Source organism: Salinisphaera sp. (genome assembly GCF_035690525.1).
Classification (GTDB): Bacteria; Pseudomonadota; Gammaproteobacteria; order Nevskiales; family Salinisphaeraceae; genus Salinisphaera.
Window position 1 is genome coordinate 38722 of the sequence record NZ_DASSKM010000109.1, and the last position, 23746, is coordinate 62467.

The window sequence follows — 23746 nt, forward strand, 5'->3', positions numbered from 1 at the left end:
CCGTGACCGATACCAGCGACAGCGCCGCTCACACCGTCCGCGTCGAAGGCGAGTTGGACGTCGACAACGTGCCGGCCCGCCTGCGCAAATCCGCGGGCTGGTTCGAGCGCGGCCGCGACACGGTGATCGACCTGGGCGGCGTCACGCGGGCGGACAGCGCCGGCGTGGCGTTGCTCTTGGAATGGATTCGCGATGCGGATAAAGCAGGGGCGACGCTGCATTTCGCCAACGCGCCGTCGCAGATGCGCGCGATCATCGATTTCTGTGCGTTGGGCGACGTCATTCCGCTCGACCGGGCGAACTAATGCCAACCTGCAAAACAAGGACACAAAAGGAAGACAAATCAGTCCGCGAATAAACGCAAATAAAAATAAAAATAAAACGTCTTATACCAACCCTCATAAAAATTGATCGATCTTCATGAAGCCATAATTCGTCCGCAAATGAACGCCAATAAACGCGAATGAAAGCGAGAAAAGCGCATAAGCGCGTCTTATTCGCGTGCATTTGCGTTTATTGGCGGACCGTTTTGACCGGTAGGTCATTGCTTTTGCAGGTTGGTATTATTTTTAATCAGACGGCCCCCGCCGTTCCGGCAGCCCCAGATCCGGATGCTCCGCGATCGCGGCCAACGATTCCGGATTGGCGATCGCACCGGACTGCGCCACGTCGCGCCCGTTGAGCAACCGCGCGACCGCGACCTCGATCTTCTTGCCGCTGCGCGTGTATGGCAGGGCTTCCACGCCCACGATCAGCTTCGGCACATGCCGCGGGCTGGCCCGTTCGCGCAGCCGGTTTCGGATTGCCTCGCGCAGCGCGTCGTCGACCGCGTATCCGGCGGCCGGCACCACCAGCATCACGATGCGCTCGTCATCGCCCACCGACTGCGCCGCGACCAGGCAATCCGCCACCTCGGGCATGGGCTCGATCTGACGATAAATCTCGGCCGTGCCGATGCGTACGCCGCCGACGTTGAGCGTGGCATCGCTGCGGCCGTGGATGACCGCCCCGCCCGACGCCTTGAACTCGATAAAATCGCCGTGCGCCCAAACGCCGGGGAAACGCTCGAAATAAGCGGCGCGATAACGACCGCCGTCGGGATCGTTCCAGAAGGCGACCGGCATGGACGGGATCGGCTGGGTACAGACCAGCTCGCCGCATTCTTCCAGCACGGCCTCGCCGGCGTCGTTGAACGCTTCGGCCGCGACCCCGAGCAGCCGGCATTGAATCTCCCCGCGGCGCACGGGCAGCGTCGGGCACGAGCCGACAAAGCACGACACGATATCCGTGCCGCCCGAGATCGAACCCAGCAGCAGGTCGGATTTCACCCGCTCGTAGACCCAGTCGTAGTCGGCATCGAGCAGCGGCGAGCCGGTCGAGAATATCACGCGCAGAGCGGCCAGATCATGCTCCGCGCCCGGCGCGAGATCCGCATTGCGACAGGCGCCGAGCCACTTGGCGCTGGTGCCGAAATGGCTGACCCGCCGTGCCGCGGCCATCGCCCAGAGCGCGTTCAGATCGGGATAGCCCGGGCTGCCGTCGTAGGTGATCAGTTCCGCGCCGGTGAACAGCCCCGATACATGCCAGTTCCACATCATCCAGCCGCAGGTGGTGAAGTAGAAGAACACATCGTCGCGCCGCAGATCGCCGTGTAGCACCTGTTCCTTGACGTGCTGGATCAGCGCTCCGCCGGCGCCGTGTACGATGCACTTTGGCGCACCCGTCGTACCCGACGAAAACAGGATATAAATCGGCCGGTCGAAAGGTCCGCGGTCGAAGCTCGGCGATGCTTCCGGGTGGGCGGCCAGCGCATCGGCCCAGGCGGTGATTTTCGGGTCGTCGGGCAGCATACGCCCCTGCCCGGTGTTGTCGGTGACGATCACATGCTCGATCGACGGGATGCGCTCGCGCAGCGCCGCGATACGGTCGAGCCGGTCGTGTTGCTTACCGCCGTAGCAATAGCCGTCCACCGTGATCAGCACGCGCGGCTCGATCTGGGCGAAGCGGTCCGCGACGCCCGAGACGCCGAAATCCGGCGAGGCCGACGACCAAATCGCGCCGAGGCTGGCACAGGCCAGCAGCGCCACGATCGGCTCGTGTGTATGTGCGACCACCCCGGCGACCCGATCGCCGGCCCGCACGCCGGCCGAGCGCAAAAACGCCTCGAAGGCGCCGACCTGGCGATACAATTCGCCGTAGGTCAGCGCGATCGGCGGGCGCGCCTCGGACAACGCGGTGATCGCGATTCGCTCGGCATCACCCTGGACCGCTTCGCGCAACAGGTTCTCCGCGAAATTGATACACGCGCCGGCAAACCAACGCGCGCCGGGCATCGCGCGTGTATCGATGACCGCGCCTTCGCCGCGCTCGCCGACGAGGCCGAAATAATCCCACAGGCTCGACCAGAACGACTCCGGCTCGTCGATCGACCAGGTATGCAGCGCCGCATAATCGTCCACAGCGAAACCCGGCATGCCGTCGCGATCGGCCAGCCAGCGCACATAGCCGGCCAACCGGCTGTGCTCGATAGCCGCACGCGAGGGCTGGTGGACGATCGGATGCTCGGCGTCGACGCTCATAAAGACTTATACCAACCTGCAAAAAAGGATACAAAAGGAAGGCAAAAACAGTCCGCGAATGAACGCGAAAAAACGCAAATGAAAACTAATTTTCTTTATTTTGCGTACCTTTGGCGTTTATTTGCGGACTTGCTCTTTTTCTTATCGGCTATCGCTACATCATTGTAATGGTTGGTATTACGACCGGGGCCTACGGTCGTTGATAGGTGCCGACGATCTCGGTCTGCGCGATCACATGGCCCTGCATCGCCTTTAGCACCGCGGCCTTGTCGGCCAAATTCGACGGCAGCCGTCGGTCCAGGGCGAACAGCTTGAAATGATAATGATGGACGCCATCGCCCGGCGGCGGGCACATGCCGTGGTAATTCGCGTGCCGGGTGCTGTTATCGGCCGTAGTCGCCGGGCCCGGTAGCGGCTGATCGCTGGCGCCCGGCGCCAGCGCGACCAGGCTGGGCGCCAGGTTGTACAACACCCAATGCGTGAACACGCTGCCGGGGGCATCGGGGTCGTCGACAATCAAGGCCAGGCTTTTCGCGGCGCCCGGCACGCCGGACAGCGTCAACGGCGGCGACGTGTTGCCGCCGTCGCAACTGAAGCGTTTGGGGATCGGCTGGCCGTTATCGAAGGCCGGGGATTTGATCGTGAACGTTGCCTCGGCCTGGGCGCTGCCGACCCAGCCGGCGACGACCAGCACGGCCGCGACCCAGACGCTTCGCGATACGATCGACGTTCTTTTCATAGCCGTGGCCGCCCGATGGGTTTGCCGGCCAGATTAGCAGACCGGATTACCAGAAGCGCCGCCCCGGCATGGAAAAACACTGCGCCCGCAATGAGCCGGCGACGCGACGCCGGCTCACCCCACGAAACGGCGCGCATTGGCGAACAGGCGCGCCCACGGGCTGGCCTCGCCCCAGGACGCCGGCGCCCACGACAAATTGACCGTGCGCGTGACGCGTTCGGGATGCGGCATACAAATGAATACCCGCCCATCGGCGTTCGATAAGCCGGTCACCCCGCCCGGCGAACCGTTCGGATTGGCCGGATAGGATTCGGCTGCGCCGCCTGCATTGGCGGTATAACGCATGCCGATCCGGCCGGCATCGGCGAGCCGCGCGAGATCGGCGGGGTCGGCGAACCGGGCATGGCCTTCGCCGTGCGCGACCGCGATCGGCATCCGCGCGCCCGCCATGCCGTCCAGCAGCACGGCGTTGGATTCGACAATCTCGACCGCGCTGGTGCGGGCTTCGAACTGGCGTGAGGTATTGGCCACGAACGTGGGCCAACCCTCGGTGCCGGGGATGAGCTCCGACAGCGCGGCCAGCATCTGGCAGCCGTTGCATACGCCGAGCGCGAATGTGTCCTCGCGCGCGAAGAAATCGGCGAACGCCTTGCGCGCGTTGCGATTGAACAGGACCGATTTGGCCCAGCCCTGGCCCGCACCCAGCACGTCGCCATAGGAAAAACCGCCGCAGGCCGCCACGCCCTGCATATCGGTCAGCCGAACCCGGCCGGAGACGACTTCCGACATATGCACGTCGATCGCATCGAAACCGGCGCGGGTGAAGGCGAACGCCATCTCGTTGTGGCCGTTCACACCCTGCTCGCGCAGGATCGCGATTTTCGGCCGTTCGCTATTGATGTACGGCGCGGCCACGTCCTCGGCGGGATCGAAAGTCAGTTCGGCCGGCAAACCGGGGTCGGCCGTATCCAGCAGCGCGTCGTATTCGGCGTGCGCGCAGGCCGGCTCGTCGCGCAGCGCCGCCATGGCATGGCTGGTCGCGGCCCAGCGGCGCTGGGCCTCCATACGCGCCACCGACAACACTTCGGCATCGCCGTGGCGAACGACGATACGATCGGCCGCGGTGACGGTGCCGATATCGGTGGCGGCCACGCCGGCGTCGCGCAGTGCGGTCAGCGCGGCCTCGACATCGGCCGCCGCGACCTGAAGCACCGCGCCCAGTTCCTCGGCGAACAGCGCCGCCAGCGGATCGCCGCCCTGTTGATCGAGCGCCACGTCCACACCGAGCCGCGACGCGAAACACATCTCCGCCAGACATGCGGCCAAGCCGCCGTCGCTGCGATCGTGATACGCCAGAATCCGGCCGTCGGACGCCAGAGTCTGCACCGCATCGAAGAAGCCGCCCAGCAGGGCCGGCGCATCCAGATCCGGCGCCCGGTTGCCGAGCGCGCCATACACCTGCGCGATCGCCGACCCGCCCAGGCGATTCCGCCCGGCGCCCAGATCGGCCAGAATCAGCCGGCTTTCGACCTGCCCGGGAGGCATCAGCTGCGGCGTGAGCGTGGCGCGTGCCGAAACCGTCGGCGCGAACGCCGAAACGACCAGCGATACCGGCGCGCTCATGGTGCGCGAACCGGCTTCGCCGTCCCAGCCCGTGCGCATGGACAGCGAATCCTTGCCGACCGGTATGGCCAGGCCGAGTTCGCTGCAAAGCTGTTCGCCGACCGCGCGCACCGTGTCGTACAGCCGCGCGTCCTCGGCCGGATCGCCGCAGGCCGCCATCCAGTTGGCCGACAGGCGTACATCGGTGAGCTTGCCGATCCGGGCCGCCGCCAGATTGGTGATCGCCTCGGCCACCGCCATACGGCCGGACGCCGGCGCGTCGATCAGCGCCACCGGGCTGCGCTCGCCCATGGCCATCGCCTCGCCGGCATCGCCGGTGAAGGCGGTGGTGGTCACGGCGACGTCGGCGACCGGCACTTGCCAGGGCCCGACCATCTGATCGCGCGCGGTCATGCCGCCGACGCTGCGATCACCGATGGTGATCAGAAACGACTTGCTGGCCACGGCGGGCAGTGTGAGCACGCGCTCGAAGGCTTCGGCGATGTCCACACCCTCGTGCTCCCATGCCGGCAGTTCGACCGCGACGTGCCCGGCCTCGCGCTGCATGCGCGGGGTCCGGCCGAGCAGCACCTGCATCGGCATATCGACCGGGCGCGCGGTCTCGGCGGTAGCGGCCTCGCTGTCCTCGACCACCAGATTGGGCTCGGCCGTGGCGCGCCCCACCACGCTGTACGGACAACGCTCGCGCTTGGCGAGGGCCGCGAACACATCGAGTTCGCCGGCGGGAATCGCAATCACGTAACGTTCCTGCGATTCGTTGCACCAGATCTCCATCGGCGACAGGCTCGGATCGGCGCTGACGATGTCGCGCAGCCGAATCGAACCGCCGCGGCCGTCGGCGTCGATGATCTCGGGCAGCGCGTTGGACAATCCGCCGGCGCCGACATCGTGGATCGAGGCGATCGGGTTGTCCGCGCCCAGCGCGATACAGCCCTCGATGACTTCCTGGGCGCGGCGCTGCATTTCCGGGTCGGCGCGCTGCACCGAGGCGAAATCCAGCGCCGCCGAGCCCGAACCGCTGGCCATCGACGAGGCCGCGCCGCCGCCGAGGCCGATCAGCATGGCCGGCCCGCCGAGCACGATCAGACAGGCCTCGACCGGGACTTCGTGTTTTTCAACGTGCCCCGGCCGGACATTGCCCATGCCGCCGGCGATCATGATCGGCTTGGCGAAGCCGCGCAGACCGGTGGCCGCCGATTCGTACTGGAAGGTTCTGAAGTAACCGCCGAGCGCGGGCCGACCGAACTCGTTGTTGTAGCGCGCCGCGCCAATCGGGGCCTCGCGCATGATATCGAGCGCGCTGGCCAGATGCGCCGGCCGATCGGCATCGCGTTCCCACGGGGCGATAGCCGCGGGGATACGCAGATCGCAGACCGAGAAACCGGTCAGCCCGGCCTTCGGCTTGCCGCCGCGCCCGGTCGCCGCTTCGTCCCGGATCTCGCCGCCGGCGCCGGTGGCGGCCCCCGGCGCCGGGGCGATCGCGGTCGGGTGGTTGTGCGTCTCCACCTTCATCAGCAGATGCACGTCTTCCTCGACCAGGCGATAGACGCGATCGCGACCGACCGTCATGCGGGTCGCGGCCGGACCGGCGGCCACAGCCGCGTTGTCTCGATAGGCCGACAACACGCCTTCGGGTGCCGCCTTGTAGGAACTGCGGATCATGTCGAACAACGAGGCCGCTTGCGTCTCGCCGTCGATGGTGAACTCGGCGTTGAAGATCTTGTGCCGGCAATGCTCGGAATTGATCTGGCCGAACATCATCAACTCGACGTCGGTGGGGTCGCGATCGAGCGCGGCGTACTGCGCGGCGAGATATTCGATTTCCTCCTCGGCCAGCGCCAGTCCCCAGTCGCGATTGGCCGCGGCCAGCGCTTCGACGCCCTGACTTATCAGCGGCACGCGGCGTAGCCGACGACGCCCAGGCGCCGTAAACAACGTGGTGAGCAGCGCCCAATCGTCGACCAGTGATTCGGTCATCGGGTCGTGGAGCGCGCGGCTTTGAGCCAATACGCCGATGTCCGGCGCATCGGCGCCGAGTCGATAAGCCACCGCGCGCTCGAGCCGCACGAGATTCTTGATCCCGCTGTTGTGCGCGATGTCCTCGGCCTTGCTCGACCAGGCGGAAACCGTGCCCAGACGCGGCACCACGACCACGCCTTCGGCGCGCGGCGCTGCGCCGTCCACCGTCAACAGGCGGTATAGACGCTGGCGGGTCGTATCGTCCGGTTCGTTCGCGAACGCGGCGATGTACACCGCCCGCGCCTCGACCTTGTCGACCTCGAGCCCGGCGCGCCGCAAACCGGCGGCCAGACGCTCGCGTTCGAAGTCCGCCAGCGCAGTCTCGCCGGCATAGATTTCGACCGCGGTTATCGATTGACCAGACTTCGCCACGACAGACCCTCGTTTTGGTTGGCGACCTGCACCCAGTCCGGCGTGCAGTTCAGCGCCGGCGCCAACGCGGCCCGGGCCAGCTCCGGACGATTATTGGATTCGGACAGATGCGCGACCACGACATGCTGAAGTGCGCCGGTATCGATAGCCGATACGAGCGCGGCGGCCTCGGTGTTGCTCAGGTGGCCGAGCCGGCCGGCCACCCGGGCCTTGAGGCTGGGCGGATACGGCCCGCCCGCCAACAGGTCGGGATCGTGATTGGATTCGATGATGAGCGCGTCGCAGGCATCGACCATCGCGCGCACATGCGGCGTGATATGGCCGATATCCGAAAGTACACCCAGCCGATGCTCGCCGTTGCCGATGACGAGCTGCGCGGGCTCGCGCGCGTCGTGCGGCACCGGATAGGGAAACAGTTCCAGATCGCCGATGGCGAACGGTTCGTGCGGGGAATACAGCTCCGTGGCCGCGAGTTCGCTGCCAAGCGTCGCGGCCTGCGTACCCGGCGTGAGCCAAACCGGCAACTCGTGGGCGCGCGAAAAGCGCGAGACGCCTTTCCAGTGATCGTCGTGTTCGTGCGTGATCACGATGGCATCGATGTCGGCGGGCGCGAGTGCCAGCCGGGCCAGACGTTTTTCGATCTCGCGGGCGGAAAAGCCGCAGTCGATCAGAAGCCTGGTCGCGCCCTGCTCGACCACCAGCGCGTTGCCCTTGCTGCCGCTACCCAACAGGGCGAAGCGCATGCTCAGGAGTTGTGCCCCGAGCCATGACCTCCCGAGCCGGGCCCCTGTCGGGTATAGACCGGAAACGGGCGCACCTTGGATTCGGAATCGGCCGGCCTGATCTTCGCCGTGCCGCGGCTTTCGACTTCGTCGATGCGGATGATCGAGTGCATGGGGATATAGCTGCGCTTGACCTCGGAGAACTCGTCGGCAAGCTTCTCCTCGGCCGGGTCGATTACGAGCGTGGTGCGCTCGCCGAAGACCAGTTGCTCGATCTCGACGAAGCCGAACAGACCGCCTTGGGCGACCGAGCGCGCGTAGATCTCGTAAACTTCGCCCTGATTGTAGAACGCCACGCGATATAAGCGGCGATTGGAATCGGCGTTGGCCATGGGACGAATCGATCGATGATCGGATAGAGAAATGGCGGAGAGGGTGGGATTCGAACCCACGTGGGGCGGTTAGCCCCCAACCGATTTCGAGTCGGTGCCGTTATGACCGCTTCGGTACCTCTCCATTGTTTTCGCGCCCGATCTCGTGCCTGACCCCGGCCGCGAAGTCGCGTATGTTAAACGATACGAATCGCTTTCCCAACACTTGATTCGATAATTCTTTACGACACGTGCCCGAGACAAACCGAGGGCCGGGCGCCGGTCCGTGGCGCGCGGCCTCCAAATCAACCCGAGGACGCCGCCTGGCCGCGGTACTCGCGCTGATCGTACTGATCGGCGCGAGCACGCTGTTGAGCACCTGCGTGTATCGCCCCGCCGGGTTGACCCAGGTCCGGCGCACCGACGTACTGCGTGTAGCCACGGTCAATTCGGCGGATACCTTTTATCTCGGACCGCACGGACCGAAAGGCTTCGAATACGACTTGGCGCACGGGTTCGCGAAATCGCTGGGCGTGCAGCTCAAGATGGTGGTGGTGCCGAATCGCGCGGCCGTTATCCGCGCGGTGAACAGCGGACGCGCCCAGATAGGCGTCGGCTTAGCGGTTAGTTCGCGGCGCGATGCGCGCGTGCGTTTCACGCCGCCCTATCTCAGCACCCCGTTGGAAGCGGTCTATCGCCAACACCAGGACCAGCCTCAACAGTTATCCGATCTGTCGGGCCACCTGGTGCTGCCCGACGGTACGCCGTTGGCCGATTGGCTACGCCGTCGTCATCCGCATTTAAAGTTTAGCGTCGATCATTCCGCGAATATCGAAGAGTTGATGGCGCGCATCGCCCACGGCGATATCGACGCGACCATAGCCAATGCGGATTTGGTGGCGATGAACCAGCGCTACTACCCCAAACTACGGGTCGGCTTCACGCTCGACGAGGTGCGCCAGCGGATGGCCTGGGCGTTTGCAAAAAATCGCGGTGCGCGTATCGATGACGCGCTTTACAACAAGGCCATCGCTTATCTGCGACAGGCCAAGGCCGTGGGACGAATCAAGATTTTGCACAACCGCTATTTCGGCCACGCCGCGCGGCTCGGCTTCGTCGGCGGCGCCGAGTTCGCCCGTCAGGTGGATAAGCGTCTGGATCGATGGAAGGCCGATTTCAAGGCCGCCGGCAAGCAGTACGGGGTCGACTGGCGGCTGCTGGCCGCGATCGGCTATCAGGAGTCGCGCTGGGATGCCGAGGCCACCAGCCCCACGAACGTGCGCGGTATCATGATGCTCACGCGCGACACCGCCGAGCTCATGAATGTCAGCGATCGCCTCGACCCGCAACAGTCAATCGACGGCGGCACCCGTTATCTGTTGCAGGTGCGCGAGCGCCTACCCGAGGCCGTGAAACCGCCCGATCGCACGTGGTTCGCGCTCGCCGCTTATAATCTCGGCCTCGGCCATGTTCTCGACGCCCGGCGCCTGCTGAAAAAGACCGGCCGCGATCCGAACGTATGGGTGAATCTGCGCGACGCCCTCGGCTGGCTGTCGGAAAAGCGCTATCTCGACGACACGCGTTACGGCTACGCCCGGGGCAAGCAGGCGGCGGCTTACGTCAGCGATATCCGCGCCTACTACGATATTCTGACCTGGATGACGAGCGACCGGCACCAACGCAAACCGGCCGCGCTGGACGAAAAACCCTCGGCCGACGGCGCCGGTCAACCAGGCGACGAGAACAACGCCCCGCCCGACATCAGCATCACCTCGCCGGCATTCTGACCGGCGCGGCGTGCGCGCATGAAAAAGGCGCAGAGGCCGCCGAAGCCCCCGCGCCCGATCGCTCCGCTATCCGGCCGGATCAGGCCGAGAAACGATTGTGCAAACCGCACTCGCGGTTGCCGTGCACCTTGGTCGGGTCGTAGTAGTTCTTCTCGTTCGGCAGGTCGTGCTCGTGGAGATAGCGCTCCACGTCGAACTCGGTCCATTCCAGCACCGGCGCCACCTTGATCACACCGCCGGGCTTGTCCTGCGACACGATATCCATGCCCTGACGAAAAGCGGTCTGGTCGCGGCGCACGGCGGTCAGCCAGACATCCGGACTCATCTCGCGCATGGCGCGGCCGAACGGCTCCAGTTTGACCTGGCGGGTGAACTCTTCGTGCATCGGATCATCGACATCCGGAATGCCCATGATCGCATCACGGCGTGCCGCCGAAGCCAGCGGATTGAATACATGGATGTTCAGACCGAGATCGGCGATCAGCTTTTCCGCGAACAGATAGGTCTTGCGCGTGGCATAGCCGGAATCGATCCAGACCACGTCCATATCCGGCTGCGCGGACACGGCCATATGCAGGATCGCGGCTTCGTACGGACCGAAATTGGTGGTCACGATCGTACGGCCATCCAGGCCGGCGGCCCAGTTCACGATTTCCTGCGGATGCCGGCCGGCGAATTCGTCGTTGGCCTTGGCGATATCGATATCCATAAGACGGAACCTCACTTGAATGAGCCCGGGCCGACGTTGGCGGCCTCGAATGACATTGGCAGAATTTTAAAAGCTATTCGGTTATTTTAAACCCGCCTTTCAATATCGTTTAGTTATATTCTTAGTATTACGCCCCGACCGGCCGGCGCGCCGTGTATCGCTTGCCAAACTTGGCTACAATAAACGGCTCGATTGTTTCCAGTGCACACGCATCCTATGGCCCAATACATCTACACCATGAACGGCGTAGGCAAAGTGGTCCCGCCGAAAAAGCACATCCTGCGCGATATCTCGCTGTCGTTCTATCCGGGCGCCAAGATTGGCGTGCTGGGCTACAACGGCGCGGGCAAATCGACGCTGCTGCGCATCATGGCCGGGGTCGACCGGGAATACGAAGGCGAAGCCCGCCCCATGCCCGGCATCCATATCGGCTATCTACCGCAGGAGCCGGCGCTGGACTCGTCCAAGGACGTGCGGGCCAATGTTATGGAAGGCCTTGGCGACGTCGCCGAAAAACTCAAACGCTTCAATGAGATCAGCGAGGCCTTTGCGGACCCGGATGCCGATTTCGAAGCGCTGCTGGCCGAACAGGCCGAACTGCAGGAAGCCATCGACGCGGCCGACGGCTGGGAGATCAACAACACGCTGGATCGCGCGGGCGCCGCACTCAATCTGCCGCCGTGGGACGCCGACGTAAATACGCTGTCGGGCGGCGAGCGCCGCCGCGTGGCGCTCTGCCGGCTGCTGCTGTCCAAGCCCGACATGCTGCTGCTCGACGAACCGACCAACCATCTGGACGCCGAGTCGGTGTCCTGGCTGGAACGCTTCCTGAAGGATTTCGACGGCACCGTGGTCGCGGTCACCCATGATCGCTACTTCCTCGACAACGTCGCCGGCTGGATTCTGGAACTCGATCGCGGTCATGGCATCCCGTGGCAGGGCAATTATTCTTCCTGGCTGGAACAGAAGGAAAAACGCCTCGAACAGGAACAAAAATCCGAGGACGCACACCAGAAAGCGATCAAGTCCGAGCTGGCATGGGTGCGCTCGAACGCCAAGGGTCGTCAATCCAAATCCAAGGCGCGCCTCAAGCAGTTCGAGGAACTGCAATCGCGTGAATACCAGAAGCGCAGCGAAACCAACGAGATCTATATCCCGCCGGGCCCGCGCCTGGGCGATCTCGTGTTCGAGATGAACAACGTAACCAAGTCCTACGGCGACCGCACGCTTTACGAGAACGTCTCGCTCAAGGTCCCGCAGGGTGCGATCGTCGGTATCGTCGGCCCCAACGGGGCCGGCAAGACGACGCTGTTCCGTATGCTCAACGGCGAGGAAGAACCGGATTCCGGCGAGATTCGTGTCGGCGACACCGTCGACCTGGCATACGTCACCCAATCGCGCGAAGATCTGAACTCGGACAAGACGGTCTGGCAGGAAGTATCCAACGAACAGGACATCCTGCAGATCGGCAACTACGAGATTCCATCCAGAGCCTATATCGGCCGCTTCAACTTCAAGGGCTCGGATCAGCAGAAACGCGTGTCCGAGCTCTCGGGCGGCGAGCGCAATCGGCTGCAACTGGCCAAGCTGCTACAGAAAGGCGGCAACACCCTGCTGCTCGACGAGCCGACCAACGATCTGGACGTCGAAACCCTGCGCGCGCTGGAAGAAGCCCTGCTGGAATTCCCGGGCGCGGTGCTGGTCATCTCCCACGACCGCTGGTTCCTGGACCGCATCGCCACTCACATCCTGGCGTTCGAAGACGACGACGTGGTCTTCATCGAAGGCAACTACCAGGACTACGAAGCCGATCGCAAACGCCGGCTCGGCAGCGCATCGGAAGGCTCGGCCAAGGCCAAGCATCGCAAATTGGCCTAATCAACCGGCGGCGGGACGCACCAACCTATCAAGCCCCCGCAGCTTACACGGGGGCTTTTCTTTGGGGTCGGGGATAGCGGCTCGCCGAGACAAGGCGAAGCCGGCGAAAGAAACGGCTTCACACACGGCCCGCGTGGCGCCGCGTCCGCATCGATGCCACGCAAGCCATGATGACCAGTGCGCAGCCGGCCCACAGAGTCAGAGTTGGCTGTACGCGCCCCACCAGCACCAAGGTAATCGCTGCCACCGCGGGCACGGCGTAAGGCAACACGGGCACAATGCGCGGGTTGCCATGACGAACGACATAGCCCCACGCCAGGAAACCCAGCCCGTAAGGCCCGATACCCAGAATAATGCTCGCCGTCCAGGCGCCGGTCGAACCCGGCCACACCAAGCCACCTGTGGCGGCTTGAAGCAACAACGCCGCCACGGCGCCGACCGCGAAAAACGCGGGATAGGCCGACGCGATCGGGCGGGAATACACCTGAACGAATAGCGAATACGCCACCCAGCACAATCCGGAGGCCAGCGCATACACGTAACCCAGCCAGGCATCGGCCGATGGCGCCGCCGTTGTGCCATGCATGACCCCGACGCCGGCCAGCCCGACGAACAGGCTGACGAACGTCAGCGGCGCGGGCCGGCGATGACTATAGACATCGCTGGCGATGGCGAACAGCAGCGGCCAGCTATAGGTGATCACCACGACCTGGGCCGCCGGGGCATACGTGAGTGCGGCGAAATAGAACGCGGCCCCGCCAACCAGCCCGGCGCCGACGGTGAGCCAGGCGTACCAGGGATGACGACGTATCGCGGACCACGTCGCGCCGCGCGGGCCAGTCAGCAGGCAACTGCTCAATGCCGCGCCAATCAACGCGATACCGGTCAGCTCCAGCGGTGGGACGCTACCCGCCAACATCCGCAACCACGCCGTGACGCCCCACAGGAATATGACGACGCCGCTCAGGCCGATGATTCGAAAGGCCGGCCGATCTTCGTATGACATATCGCATCGCTCGTCGATGATTCGGATGCCGTTGCCAGCGCCGCCAACGCACGGAAAAGCGAGCATCCGTTGAAACTCAGGCCGTGCAATATGCGCTTGTCAGAACTATTCGTTAAACGATAATTTTTGACTGTTCTATCAATTTTGTTGATGACCATTGCCCTACCGAACGCTCGATCTGCGCGCGCTGCAAAGCCTCGTGACCGTGGTTGACATTGGAAGCTTCACCGGCGCCGCCAGACAACTGCACTATTCGCAGTCCGCGATCAGCATGCAGATCCGCCGGCTCGAGAATGAACTCGGCGTTTCCTTATTGAAACGGGAATCGCGCTCAATCGAGCCGACCCGCGCGGGCGGAGAAGTGCTCGGCTACGCGCGCGAAATGCTCCGGCTCAACGGCGAGCTGCGTCACCGGCTGGCGGAACGGGAAATCGGGGGCACCGTGCGCCTCGGGCTGCCGGTCGATTACGCGCCCTATATTCCGAGCACGTTGACGATGTTCGCCGAACGCTATCCGCTGGTCGAAATGGAAGTCCGATCCGAGCTTAGCGTGAACCTGATCGAACAAACGCGGGCGGGCGACATCGACATGGCGATTGTCACCCGCGAGCCAGACGCGTCCGGGGGAACCCTGCTCCGGCGGGAAGCCCTGGTCTGGGTCGCCGCGCCCGGAACGACCGCCTATCTCCATGACCCGATCCCGCTATCCCTCAGCCCCGAGGGCGTCTGCGCCTTCCGGGCCGCCGCCACCGCGCGCCTGGACGCCGCCGGCCAGCGCTGGCGAATCGCTTACGAAAGCCCCGCGTTCGCCGCACAGCGCATACCGGTCGGCGTCGGTCTCGCCGTGACCGTGGCCATACCGAGCCTGATCGGCTCCGACCTGGAAATACTGGCCCCGGAAACCACCGGCCTTCCCGAACTGCCCGCCATGGACATCCGGCTACACCGCAAGCCGGGGCGAGCCAGCCGGGCCGCCGATTGCCTGGCGGAACTCATCGTGGAACGAATCCGCGACTACAGGCACGATGGATAGCTTCGATGATTGAGATTGAACGGTATCGTTCACATACGCGGGCTACAACACCAACTGCGCCGTCCGGTACGACCGGTATGCAGACATCGGCCAACTTAGCCCATCTCATTACGATTCAGCGAGATCCTCCTGTTCCGCGTGCTCGCCCCGGTCGAGATATTCCAGCTTGTCGGGAATGCCGTTCCATTCGTCGGCGTCCGATGGCGCTTCGATGATGGGGTCGATCACCGGCCAGCGCGGAGCCAGCTCGGCATTGATCGCGATGAATTGCTTCTGGTCGGCGGGCCGAATACCTTGATGCGCGTCAATCCGGTTGGAGCCATTTCCGCCGGGATTCAGCGATACGTTTTGAACAGGCCCCGAAGAGCTGGCGCCGCGTGAACGGAAAGCCGGATCTACGAATCCGGTACTTCTGACGCGGGATAGATCAGAGCGCCGTTTTCCGCGACACGCGCCGCCGGCGTCAGCTCGGCCGGCTGGATTCGATCACGGCCCATCAGATGATGAACCGCGAATCCACGATGCAGCAGGTGATCAGCAATGATGCGACGATGACAGCGCCACCATACCGCCTCCGAACACATGATGGCGCATGTCTCGTCGCGCCCCCGGGCAACGAGCGATTCGAGCCCCGACCGGAAACGCGCCGATAACGCGTAGTCGGCGTAGTTGTGAAAGCTACGGTTGCGCCAGTAGCCGTTGCGCGTCTCCGGAATCCGGTCGTCGCGGGTGCGCAGGCCGGCCAGCTCGGCGCTGTGGCTGTATCCGATCCCGCTCGCGGCCAGACTCTGCGTCAGCGCTTCGGCGTTGAACTGGGGATTGGCGCGCGAGCGCGGCATAGCGCGCACATCGACCACGTGCTCGACGCCGCCGGCCCGCAGCAGGTCGACGAACTGCGCACTCGTGCGCGTCGAGTGGCCGATCGTGTAGAACACCGGCACCACGCCGTCAGCCAATCCGTGTCAGTGTGCCTTCCTTGTGCGCCGCGACGTGATCGGTCTTGTCGCTCTTGATTTCATACTGGGGTTCGTCCTCGGAGGCGCGCCGGGTGTGGCCCTTATAGTCGAAATCCCGCGTATGAACCTTGATGATGGTACCGCTGACCCGACCCGCCTCCGAGTTCCAGGCGACATGGTCGCCAACCCGGAATTTGTGACTCATCGATCATCCCTCCTTCGCCGGGACCGCGATCGGCTGTGGTCCTCTAAGGAAGCGGCGCGTGCGTCGCTGCCACGCAGGCGCTTTCAGTCGGATTCGGTTTGCGCGTAGGCATTCAGAGCCAAATGCGAATGCGCGATCGCGCCGCCGGCCCGCATTTCCGCGGCTACCCAGATCGCCTCCATCATTTCCGCCTCGGTGGCGCCGGCCCGCCGGGCGGCCGGCGCGTGTCCCTCGATGCAGTAGGGGCACTGGGTCACGTGCGCGACGGCGACCGCGATCAGTTGCTTGGTCTTGGCATCCAACGCGCCCGGCGCGAATACGGCCTTGCTGAAGTCGCGCCAGGCTTGTTCCGCATCCGGCGTCAGATCCTCTCGATTCTGTTTCGCTGTCTTGGCCATGATCCGCCTCAAACTGTAAACGCGTATTAAAACATGACTATAACACCCGATTACGTGCGTCCCTGTCCTGGCATGCGAAACCATGCTCCAACGCGCTAACCCGGCTCGTAACCGAACCCGTTACTTGTGTTCGGCTTCGTGACGAGGCTCAATCGTGGCTGCCTACTTCGTCAGCACACAGGTGATCGCTCATGAAACCGGAAACCATTGCCCTGCACGGCGGGTACACGCCCGACGAACAGCACGCCGTGGCCGTGCCGATCCACCAGACCACATCGTATGCGTTCGACGATGCCCAACACGCCGCCGATCTCTTCGATCTGAAGGTACCGGGCAATATCTACAGCCGCATCATGAATCCGACCTGCAACGTGCTGGAACAGCGCATCGCGGCGCTCGAGGGCGGCGTCGGCGCACTCGCTATGGCCTCCGGCATGGCTGCGGTCACCGCCGCGATCCAGACCATCGCCGAGGCCGGCGACAACATCGTCTCGATCAGCGAACTCTACGGCGGCACCTACAATCTGTTCGCCCATACCCTGCCGCGTCAGGGCATGACGGTGCGTTTCGCCGACAAGGACGACCCGGCCGCCATGGCTGCGCTCATCGACGAACACACCAAGGCCATCTACTGCGAATCGATCGGCAACCCGTCGGGCAACGTCGCGGATATCGAAGCGCTGGCCGAGATCGCGCACGGCCACGGCGTGCCACTGATCGTCGACAATACCGTACCTTCGCCGACGCTGCTGCGCCCGATCGAACACGGCGCGGATATCATCGTGCACGCCGCGACCAAGTACATCGGCGGCCACGGCACCACGGTCGGCGGCCTAATCGTCGATTCCGGGCGTTTCCCCTGGCTGGACCACGCCGAACGCTTCACGCTGCTCACCGAGCCCGATCCGTCCTATCACGGCGTCAACTACGCGAAGGACGCGGGTGAAGCGGCTTTCATCACGCGCGCCCGTGTGGTGCCGCTGCGCAACATGGGCGGTGCCATGAGCCCGTTCAACGCATGGCAGTTGCTGCAGGGTCTGGAGACCCTGGCGCTGCGCATGGAGCGTGTCTGCGACAACACCCAGCGCATCGCCGAATACCTCGAGGCCCACCCGCGCGTGCGCTGGGTCAGCTACGCCGGACTCGCCGACCACCGCGATCATCCGCTGGCCCGGCGCTATATGGACGGTCGGGCCTCGGGCATCCTGAGTTTCGGCATCGAAGGGGGTCTGGAGGCCGGTGTGCGTTTCTACGACGCCCTCGATCTGTTCATCCGGCTGGTCAATATCGGCGACGCCAAGAGCTGCGCATCGATGCCGGCCGCGACCACCCATCGCCAGCTCAACGAAGCCGAGCTCGCAAGCGCCGGCGTGACGCCCGACATGATCCGGCTGTCGATCGGCATCGAACACATCGACGACCTGATCGCCGACCTGGATCAGGCTCTGGCCGTCACCGGCTGAGACCGTGGATTCCATGCGCCAACCAATCGCCGGCTATCACCGCGACCTGGAAGACCATTGGGTGGCCGAGCTGGCCTGCGGCCACAATCAGCATGTCCGACACGATCCGCCGTGGGTCCAGCGGCCTTGGGTCACGCACGCGGCCGGGCGTGAGTCGATGCTCGGTTTCGAGCTGGACTGCAAGAAATGCGACCGAGGCGAGCCTGTCGATCAGCCGGTTTGATCTGGGTCAACGACTGATAACGACATTTCTCGCATGCTCTATCAATCAATAGAGCCAGACATCCGATAGCGGGAGCAAACAATATGGCCCAGCGTTTCACATATCAGCTGTCGCATGCGGGTATCCAGGCGCTGCGCAGCCTGGAAGACTATCTTCACGACTGCCGTCTCGAAGCGCCGCTGCTGGAACTGGTCAAGATGCGTGCCTCGCAGATCAATGGCTGCGCGTTTTGTCTGGACATGCATAGCAAGGGCGCTCGCGCGGCCGGCGAAAGCGAACAGCGACTGTACACATTGAATGCCTGGCGCGAAACGCCTTTTTTCAGCGACCGCGAACGTGCCGCTCTGGCCTGGACGGAGGCGGTGACGCGCGTGGCCGATACCCATGTGCCGGACAACGTGTACGAACAGGCGGCTCAGTATTTCAACGACAACGAACTACTGGATCTCAGCCTGGCGATTGCCGCGATCAACAGTTGGAACCGGCTGGCGATCGCTTCGCGCATGGAAGCCGGCGGCTACCGGCCGGATCTGGCTCGGTAGACGCGAGGCGGCATACGGGCTGGGCCTGGCCAATCGATTCAAGGAGCATCGGCATGGCATCCAACACATTTGGCGCCCGCGATACGCTGGCCGTCGACAACGCGAATTACATCATCTACAGACTGTCGGCCGTCGAAGGCTTCGAACGCCTGCCCTACAGCCTGAAGGTGATGCTGGAAAACCTGCTGCGCAACGAGGACGGCGAGCGCGTGACCGCCGAACAAATCCGCGCACTGGCCGAGTGGCGGCCCGAAGCCGCGCCCGAACAGGAGATCCAATACACCCCGGCGCGGGTGCTGATGCAGGATTTCACCGGTGTACCGGGTGTGGTGGATCTGGTGGCGATGCGCGATGCGATCGGCGAGTTGGGCGGCGATGCGCGACGGATCAATCCGCAGATCCCCACCGAACTGGTCATCGATCATTCCGTGATCGTGGATGCCTTCGGCCGGCCGAATGCGTTTCTGACCAATGCAGCCAGGGAGTTCGAGCGCAACGCCGAGCGCTATCAGTTGCTGCGCTGGGGTGCGACGGCGTTCAACGATTTCAAGGTGGTACCGCCGGACACCGGCATCTGCCATCAGGTGAATCTGGAATATCTGGCCCGTACGGTATTCACCCGCGAGACCGAAAACGGCACGCTCGCCTACCCCGATACACTGGTGGGCACCGACTCGCATACGCCGATGGTCAACGGCCTGGGGGTGCTCGGCTGGGGCGTGGGCGGCATCGAGGCGGAGGCGGCCATGCTCGGCCAGCCGATCAGCCTGCTGATGCCGCAGGTGGTCGGCTTCAAGCTCACCGACGAACTGCAGCCCGGCACCACGGCCACCGACCTGGTGCTCACCGTCGCCGAACTGCTGCGCGCCACCGGTGTGGTCGGCAAATTCGTCGAGTTCTTCGGGCCCGGCGTGGCCAACGTGCCGCTGGCCAACCGCGCCACCATCGGCAACATGAGCCCGGAATACGGCTCGACCTGCGCGATATTCCCGATCGACGATGAAACGCTCGCCTATCTGCGCCTGACCGGGCGCGACGAGCATCAGATCCGCCTGGTCGAGGCCTACGCGAAGGAACAGGGCCTCTGGCACGACCCCGAGCACGAAGCCGAATACTCGCAGGTCGTCGAACTGGATTTAGGCACGGTCGAACCATCCATCGCCGGTCCCAAACGTCCGCACGATCGCGTGCCGCTGCGTATTGCCCCCCACGCGGTCGGCGCGCTGCTGGCCGGCCAGACCCAGGCCGAGGCTATCGATGTCGGTCTCGACGAAGCCTCCGGAGAATCCTTTCCGGCCAGCGATCCGGTCTCGATCGACCACGATCATCCCGGCGACGAACCGAATCCGCCGTGTGACTGCGGGGCCGAGCACGCCTGGCCCAGCACGCCGGCGACCGTGACCCTGGACGACGGCAGCCGGTGCGAGATCGACAACGGCTCGGTGGTGATCGCCGCGATCACCTCCTGCACCAATACCTCCAACCCGTCGGTAATGATCGGCGCCGCCCTGCTCGCGAAAAATGCCGTGGAAAAGGGCCTGGCGCGCAGACCCTGGGTCAAGACCTCGCTGGCGCCCGGCTCCAGAGTGGTCACCGACTACATCGAGCGCGCCGGATTGACGCCGTATCTGGAGGAGCTGGGCTTCCATCTGGTCGGCTACGGTTGCACGACCTGCATCGGCAATTCCGGTCCGCTGATCCCGGAGGTCAGTGCCGCCGTCAACGACAAAGACCTCACGGTGTGCTCGGTACTGTCGGGCAACCGCAACTTCGAGGGCCGTATCCACCCCGAATGCCGTATGAATTTTCTGGCCTCGCCGCCGCTGGTGATCGCCTACGCGCTGGCCGGCAGCCTGCACGTCAACCTGCTGCGCGAGCCGATCGGCACCGGCAGCGACGGCGAGCCGGTTTTTCTCGAGGACATCTGGCCGGCGCCAGCCGCCATCGAGCACACCATCGCCGAAAACCTGCACGCGGACATGTTCACCGCCGGCTACGCCGATATCTACAAAGGCGACGAGCGCTGGCGCGGCATGGCCATCGCCGAAGGCGACACCTTCGAATGGCAGGCGGACTCAACCTACGTGCGCCGGCCGCCGTTTTTCGACGGCATGAGCCGCGAGCCCGAACCTCTGGCCGATATCGAAGGCGCGCGCGTGCTGGCCCGGCTCGGCGACTCGGTCACCACCGATCACATCAGCCCGGCGGGTGCGATCGCGCCCGACTCCCCGGCCGGACAATATCTGGCCGAGCACGGCGTGGCGCGCCCGGATTTCAACTCCTACGGCGCGCGCCGCGGCAACCACGAAGTGATGATCCGCGGCACTTTCGCCAACATTCGCCTGCGTAATCTGCTCGCGCCGGGTACGGAAGGCGGCTACACCCGGGACTTCACGCAGGACGACGCGCCGGTGAGCACGATCTACGATGCGTCGGTAAACTACGCGGCGGCGGGCACACCGCTGCTCGTGCTCGCCGGCAAGGAGTATGGCTCCGGCTCGTCGCGCGACTGGGCTGCCAAGGGCACCGCCCTGCTCGGCGTGCGCGCGGTGATCGCCGAGAGCTACGAGCGCATCCACCGCTCCAACCTGATCGGCATGGGCGTGTTGCCGCTGCAGTTTGCCGAGGGCGAATCCGCCGACTCGCTCGGGCTCTCCGGCGAGGAGACCTTCGCGATCACCGGGCTGGCCGGCCGGGACGTGCTGCCGAATTTCGTTCAGGTCACGGCGGCCGGCACAGACGGGCGGTCACAGGCGTTCGATGTCCGCCTGCGGATCGATACGCCCGCCGAAGCGGCCTACTATCGCCACGGTGGCATCCTGCGCTTTATGCTGCGGGCGTTGCTCGACGACGCGTCGACAGCCTCAGGCCGTGCCTGAGCATCACCGCCGTCTGGCCCGCTCGGGTCGAAGAGGAAGCGCTATCGTCTCTCTCCGCGGCGGCGTTTACGCAGATAACTGAGCCACTTGCGCAGGCCGAAGGATAGATAAAGCGTTTTCTTGTCCAGCGGCAGGCCCGGTTTGGCCGATATCCAGGAGGACTTGGTAAAAGCCAGAAGCTGGTCGGGATAAACGCTGCGATGGCCGATCACCAGATAGGCCGCGATGGCGGCACCCGAGGCATAGAAGGTGCCGGTCGACGTGTCGAACAGTTCGATACCCATGAGTATCGCGGCGATGGGCGCATCGGAGGCCGCGGCCACCACCGCAACCAGGCCGATCGCGCCGCCCAGCGCCGGGCTGAAACCGAGTAGATGGGAAAAAGCGTTGCCGGTCATGGCGCCGATGACGAGCTGTGGTGTCACGACGCCGCCATAAAACCCGGAGCCCAGCGTGATCGCCACCAGAATCGACTTCCACAGGAAACCGAGATACGGCATGGGGTCGCCGGCGAGCGCGTGGTCCATCAATGGCAGGCTCAGGCCCAGGTAATCGGTGGGAATCACGATGATCAGCACGGCCAGAATGACGCCGCCCAACAGCGGCATCAGCGGCGGCCACAGATTGAACCGGTACCGGAACCGCTTGAAGCCCCGGCGGGCGAGCTCGATCAGATAAACGTAGAGCCACGCGACCAGACCGCAAATGATCCCGATGATCACGGTCTTGATGAACAGGATTTCCGAGAAATTGTCCGGCAGCCCGATGGTGAAATATTCGATGTACGGGGCGTCGACCAACTTGCTGATCTCGAACGACGCAAAGCCGGCCACCGTGGCCGGAAACAGGAAATCGTGCCGGAGATAGCCGACCGTGAGGATTTCCACGCCGTAGACGGCGCCCGCGATCGGCGTGCCGAAGACGCCGGCGAAACCGGCGCTGATGCCGCAGGCGACGAGCCGCTTTCGCAACTCGCCGTTCAGGTGCAGTACCTTGCCGATCCCGGCCGCGACCGCCCCGCCGATGTGCGAGCACGGCCCAGTCCGGCCGGCCGAACCGCCGGAGGCCAGTGTGGCCAGCGCGGCCACGGGTTTGATCCACGCCGTGGCCAGCGGCATTCTGCCCGCCTGCTGATGCACTGCGGCGATCGTCGAATCCTTCAGACCCGTCTTGTTGGCGCGGTAACCCCAGTGCAGCAGCAGACCGTTGAACAGACCGCCCAACGGCAACAGCACCATATGCAGCCAGAGCGGCGCGGTTTCAGTGGGCGCGGAAACGAAGAACAGCGCGTACAGAAAAAGACTGGTGCCCGCCCCGACCAGGGTCCCCGTCAGCGTGGCCAGCACCAGCCACTGGGCTACGGTCGCAAGCATCACAACGGGTTCGACGAGCCTGACGGGCTGCATTTACGGGCGGCGGTCTCGGAGAATCTTCAGGTGAGCAGACCGGGCATGGTTCGTTGCCGAATCACACAAGCGAGCGGCGGCACCGCGAACGAGCGCGCCGCCTGCCCGGCCTTTTCAGGCGTACGCGAACCGTGGTCCCCGGTTGATCTTGTGGCGTGACAGTCTGTTTTTATGAAAATGAGTATCGCCGAGGCGCGGATGCTTGTCCATTGGCGGCGCCTGCACGACACCCTTCGTCGCCGTCGGCCGGGGTGCCCGAGTCTCTTTCGAGCGCTATCCTGTGCAGACTGTTGTCTGCCCAACGACACCCCCGATAGCATGGAATCAGTCAGCGAGGTATGAATCGATGTCGAACCAACCCACCGTGAGCGATCTGGCCGAACGGGATTTCTTCATCGGGCTCGATCCGTCCTTTCTTTCTTTTCTGGCCGGCTGTGCCACGCCGCTCGCGCTGGACACGGAAGATATCCTGTTTCGCCACGATCACCGCGCGCAGCAGTTCTATTTCATACGCCGGGGCGCCATCAGCATCGAAGTGGCGGCGATCAGCGGCCCCGCGCTCGAAATGCAACATCTCGGACCCGGCGAGGTCGTCGGCTGGTCGTGGCTGATACCGCCCTATCGCTGGCATTTTCAAGCCCGTGCCCTGGAAGACAGCGACGTGCTGGTATTCGACGGCGACGCCATTCTGGCCCGCTGCGAATCCGACCCCAAATTCGGCTACGAGCTGTTCAAGCGCTTTTCGGCCCTGATGTCCCGACGGCTGAGTTCCGCCCGGCAAAAGATGATGGAGGAATGGCATCCAGCGGGCTTTGCGTGAGTCCGAGCCGGGCGGC

The 23746-nt window shown here is 64.4% G+C and carries 21 protein-coding genes and 1 tRNA gene; 9 read left to right on the forward strand and 13 right to left on the reverse strand.

Features of this window, described 5'->3' with window-relative positions:
• Positions 1-2: 2 nt before the first annotated feature.
• Positions 3-305 (forward strand): STAS domain-containing protein, encoded by a 303-nt coding sequence (locus VFJ08_RS07895; RefSeq protein ID WP_324996650.1) that lies wholly within the window; start codon positions 3-5, stop codon positions 303-305.
• Between the two features lie 264 nt (positions 306-569).
• Here VFJ08_RS07895 and VFJ08_RS07900 read toward each other — a convergent pair whose 3' ends face one another.
• The 6 genes from VFJ08_RS07900 to VFJ08_RS07925 all read right to left on the reverse strand — a co-directional run bounded on the left by VFJ08_RS07900 (position 570) and on the right by VFJ08_RS07925 (position 8570).
• Complete coding sequence (locus tag VFJ08_RS07900; protein WP_324996651.1) at positions 570-2579, reverse strand: acetoacetate--CoA ligase; 2010 nt, start codon at positions 2577-2579, stop codon at positions 570-572.
• 190 nt (positions 2580-2769) lie between these two features.
• Complete coding sequence (locus VFJ08_RS07905; RefSeq protein ID WP_324996652.1) at positions 2770-3318, reverse strand: YbhB/YbcL family Raf kinase inhibitor-like protein; 549 nt, start codon at positions 3316-3318, stop codon at positions 2770-2772.
• Positions 3319-3432: 114 nt separating this feature from the next.
• Positions 3433-7332, reverse strand: a complete 3900-nt coding sequence (purL, locus tag VFJ08_RS07910) for a phosphoribosylformylglycinamidine synthase (RefSeq protein ID WP_324996653.1) — start codon at positions 7330-7332, stop codon at positions 3433-3435.
• Positions 7308-8075, reverse strand: a complete 768-nt coding sequence (locus VFJ08_RS07915) for an MBL fold metallo-hydrolase (RefSeq protein ID WP_324996654.1) — start codon at positions 8073-8075, stop codon at positions 7308-7310. Before VFJ08_RS07915 ends, purL begins: the two co-directional genes overlap by 25 nt.
• 2 nt (positions 8076-8077) lie before the next feature.
• Positions 8078-8446 carry a DUF1820 family protein gene (locus tag VFJ08_RS07920; RefSeq protein WP_324996655.1) on the reverse strand — a complete coding sequence of 123 codons (369 nt, stop codon included), beginning with the start codon at positions 8444-8446 and terminating at the stop codon, positions 8078-8080.
• 32 nt (positions 8447-8478) lie between these two features.
• Positions 8479-8570 (reverse strand) — tRNA-Ser (locus VFJ08_RS07925).
• 106 nt (positions 8571-8676) lie between these two features.
• On the opposite strand from VFJ08_RS07925, the gene mltF reads away from it, so the two are divergent.
• On the forward strand, positions 8677-10212 hold the full coding sequence (gene mltF / locus VFJ08_RS07930) for a membrane-bound lytic murein transglycosylase MltF (RefSeq protein WP_324996656.1): 1536 nt from the start codon (positions 8677-8679) through the stop codon (positions 10210-10212).
• 79 nt (positions 10213-10291) lie between these two features.
• On the opposite strand, the gene VFJ08_RS07935 is transcribed toward mltF, so the two are convergent.
• Positions 10292-10921: a phosphoadenosine phosphosulfate reductase family protein gene (locus VFJ08_RS07935; protein WP_324996657.1), complete on the reverse strand. Its 630-nt coding sequence runs from the start codon at positions 10919-10921 to the stop codon at positions 10292-10294.
• A 216-nt stretch (positions 10922-11137) separates the two neighbouring features.
• Here VFJ08_RS07935 and ettA point away from each other — a divergent pair, with 216 nt between their 5' ends.
• Positions 11138-12799: an energy-dependent translational throttle protein EttA gene (ettA, locus tag VFJ08_RS07940; protein ID WP_324996658.1), complete on the forward strand. Its 1662-nt coding sequence runs from the start codon at positions 11138-11140 to the stop codon at positions 12797-12799.
• 118 nt (positions 12800-12917) lie between these two features.
• Here ettA and VFJ08_RS07945 read toward each other — a convergent pair whose 3' ends face one another.
• Complete coding sequence (locus VFJ08_RS07945) at positions 12918-13805, reverse strand: DMT family transporter (protein WP_324996659.1); 888 nt, start codon at positions 13803-13805, stop codon at positions 12918-12920.
• A gap of 157 nt (positions 13806-13962) precedes the next feature.
• On the opposite strand from VFJ08_RS07945, the gene VFJ08_RS07950 reads away from it, so the two are divergent.
• Positions 13963-14838, forward strand: a complete 876-nt coding sequence (locus VFJ08_RS07950; protein ID WP_324996660.1) for a LysR family transcriptional regulator — start codon at positions 13963-13965, stop codon at positions 14836-14838.
• Between the two features lie 108 nt (positions 14839-14946).
• Here VFJ08_RS07950 and VFJ08_RS07955 read toward each other — a convergent pair whose 3' ends face one another.
• The 4 genes from VFJ08_RS07955 to VFJ08_RS07970 form a co-directional block, all read right to left on the reverse strand.
• Positions 14947-15177: a DUF3470 domain-containing protein gene (locus VFJ08_RS07955; protein WP_324996705.1), complete on the reverse strand. Its 231-nt coding sequence runs from the start codon at positions 15175-15177 to the stop codon at positions 14947-14949.
• 56 nt (positions 15178-15233) lie between these two features.
• Positions 15234-15794 carry a DUF488 family protein gene (locus VFJ08_RS07960; protein WP_324996661.1) on the reverse strand — a complete coding sequence of 187 codons (561 nt, stop codon included), beginning with the start codon at positions 15792-15794 and terminating at the stop codon, positions 15234-15236.
• Positions 15787-15999, reverse strand: a complete 213-nt coding sequence (locus VFJ08_RS07965; RefSeq protein ID WP_324996662.1) for a DUF2945 domain-containing protein — start codon at positions 15997-15999, stop codon at positions 15787-15789. Before VFJ08_RS07965 ends, VFJ08_RS07960 begins: the two co-directional genes overlap by 8 nt.
• Before the next feature lie 83 nt (positions 16000-16082).
• Entirely contained in the window at positions 16083-16397 is a 315-nt protein-coding gene (locus tag VFJ08_RS07970; RefSeq protein WP_324996663.1) for a carboxymuconolactone decarboxylase family protein, read from the reverse strand.
• Positions 16398-16588: 191 nt separating this feature from the next.
• On the opposite strand from VFJ08_RS07970, the gene VFJ08_RS07975 reads away from it, so the two are divergent.
• The 4 genes from VFJ08_RS07975 to VFJ08_RS07990 all read left to right on the forward strand — a co-directional run bounded on the left by VFJ08_RS07975 (position 16589) and on the right by VFJ08_RS07990 (position 21504).
• Positions 16589-17860, forward strand: a complete 1272-nt coding sequence (locus tag VFJ08_RS07975) for an O-acetylhomoserine aminocarboxypropyltransferase/cysteine synthase family protein (protein WP_324996664.1) — start codon at positions 16589-16591, stop codon at positions 17858-17860.
• A 13-nt stretch (positions 17861-17873) separates the two neighbouring features.
• Complete coding sequence (locus VFJ08_RS07980; RefSeq protein ID WP_324996665.1) at positions 17874-18083, forward strand: DUF3565 domain-containing protein; 210 nt, start codon at positions 17874-17876, stop codon at positions 18081-18083.
• Positions 18084-18166: 83 nt separating this feature from the next.
• Positions 18167-18625, forward strand: a complete 459-nt coding sequence (locus VFJ08_RS07985) for a carboxymuconolactone decarboxylase family protein (protein WP_324996666.1) — start codon at positions 18167-18169, stop codon at positions 18623-18625.
• Positions 18626-18678: 53 nt separating this feature from the next.
• On the forward strand, positions 18679-21504 hold the full coding sequence (locus tag VFJ08_RS07990; RefSeq protein ID WP_324996667.1) for an aconitate hydratase: 2826 nt from the start codon (positions 18679-18681) through the stop codon (positions 21502-21504).
• Positions 21505-21545: 41 nt separating this feature from the next.
• Here the strand turns inward: VFJ08_RS07990 and VFJ08_RS07995 are convergent, their stop codons facing one another.
• On the reverse strand, positions 21546-22877 hold the full coding sequence (locus VFJ08_RS07995) for a chloride channel protein (RefSeq protein ID WP_324996668.1): 1332 nt from the start codon (positions 22875-22877) through the stop codon (positions 21546-21548).
• 379 nt (positions 22878-23256) lie between these two features.
• On the opposite strand from VFJ08_RS07995, the gene VFJ08_RS08000 reads away from it, so the two are divergent.
• Positions 23257-23730, forward strand: coding sequence for a cyclic nucleotide-binding domain-containing protein (locus tag VFJ08_RS08000; RefSeq protein ID WP_324996669.1), 474 nt, complete (start codon positions 23257-23259; stop codon positions 23728-23730).
• Positions 23731-23746: the final 16 nt, after the last annotated feature.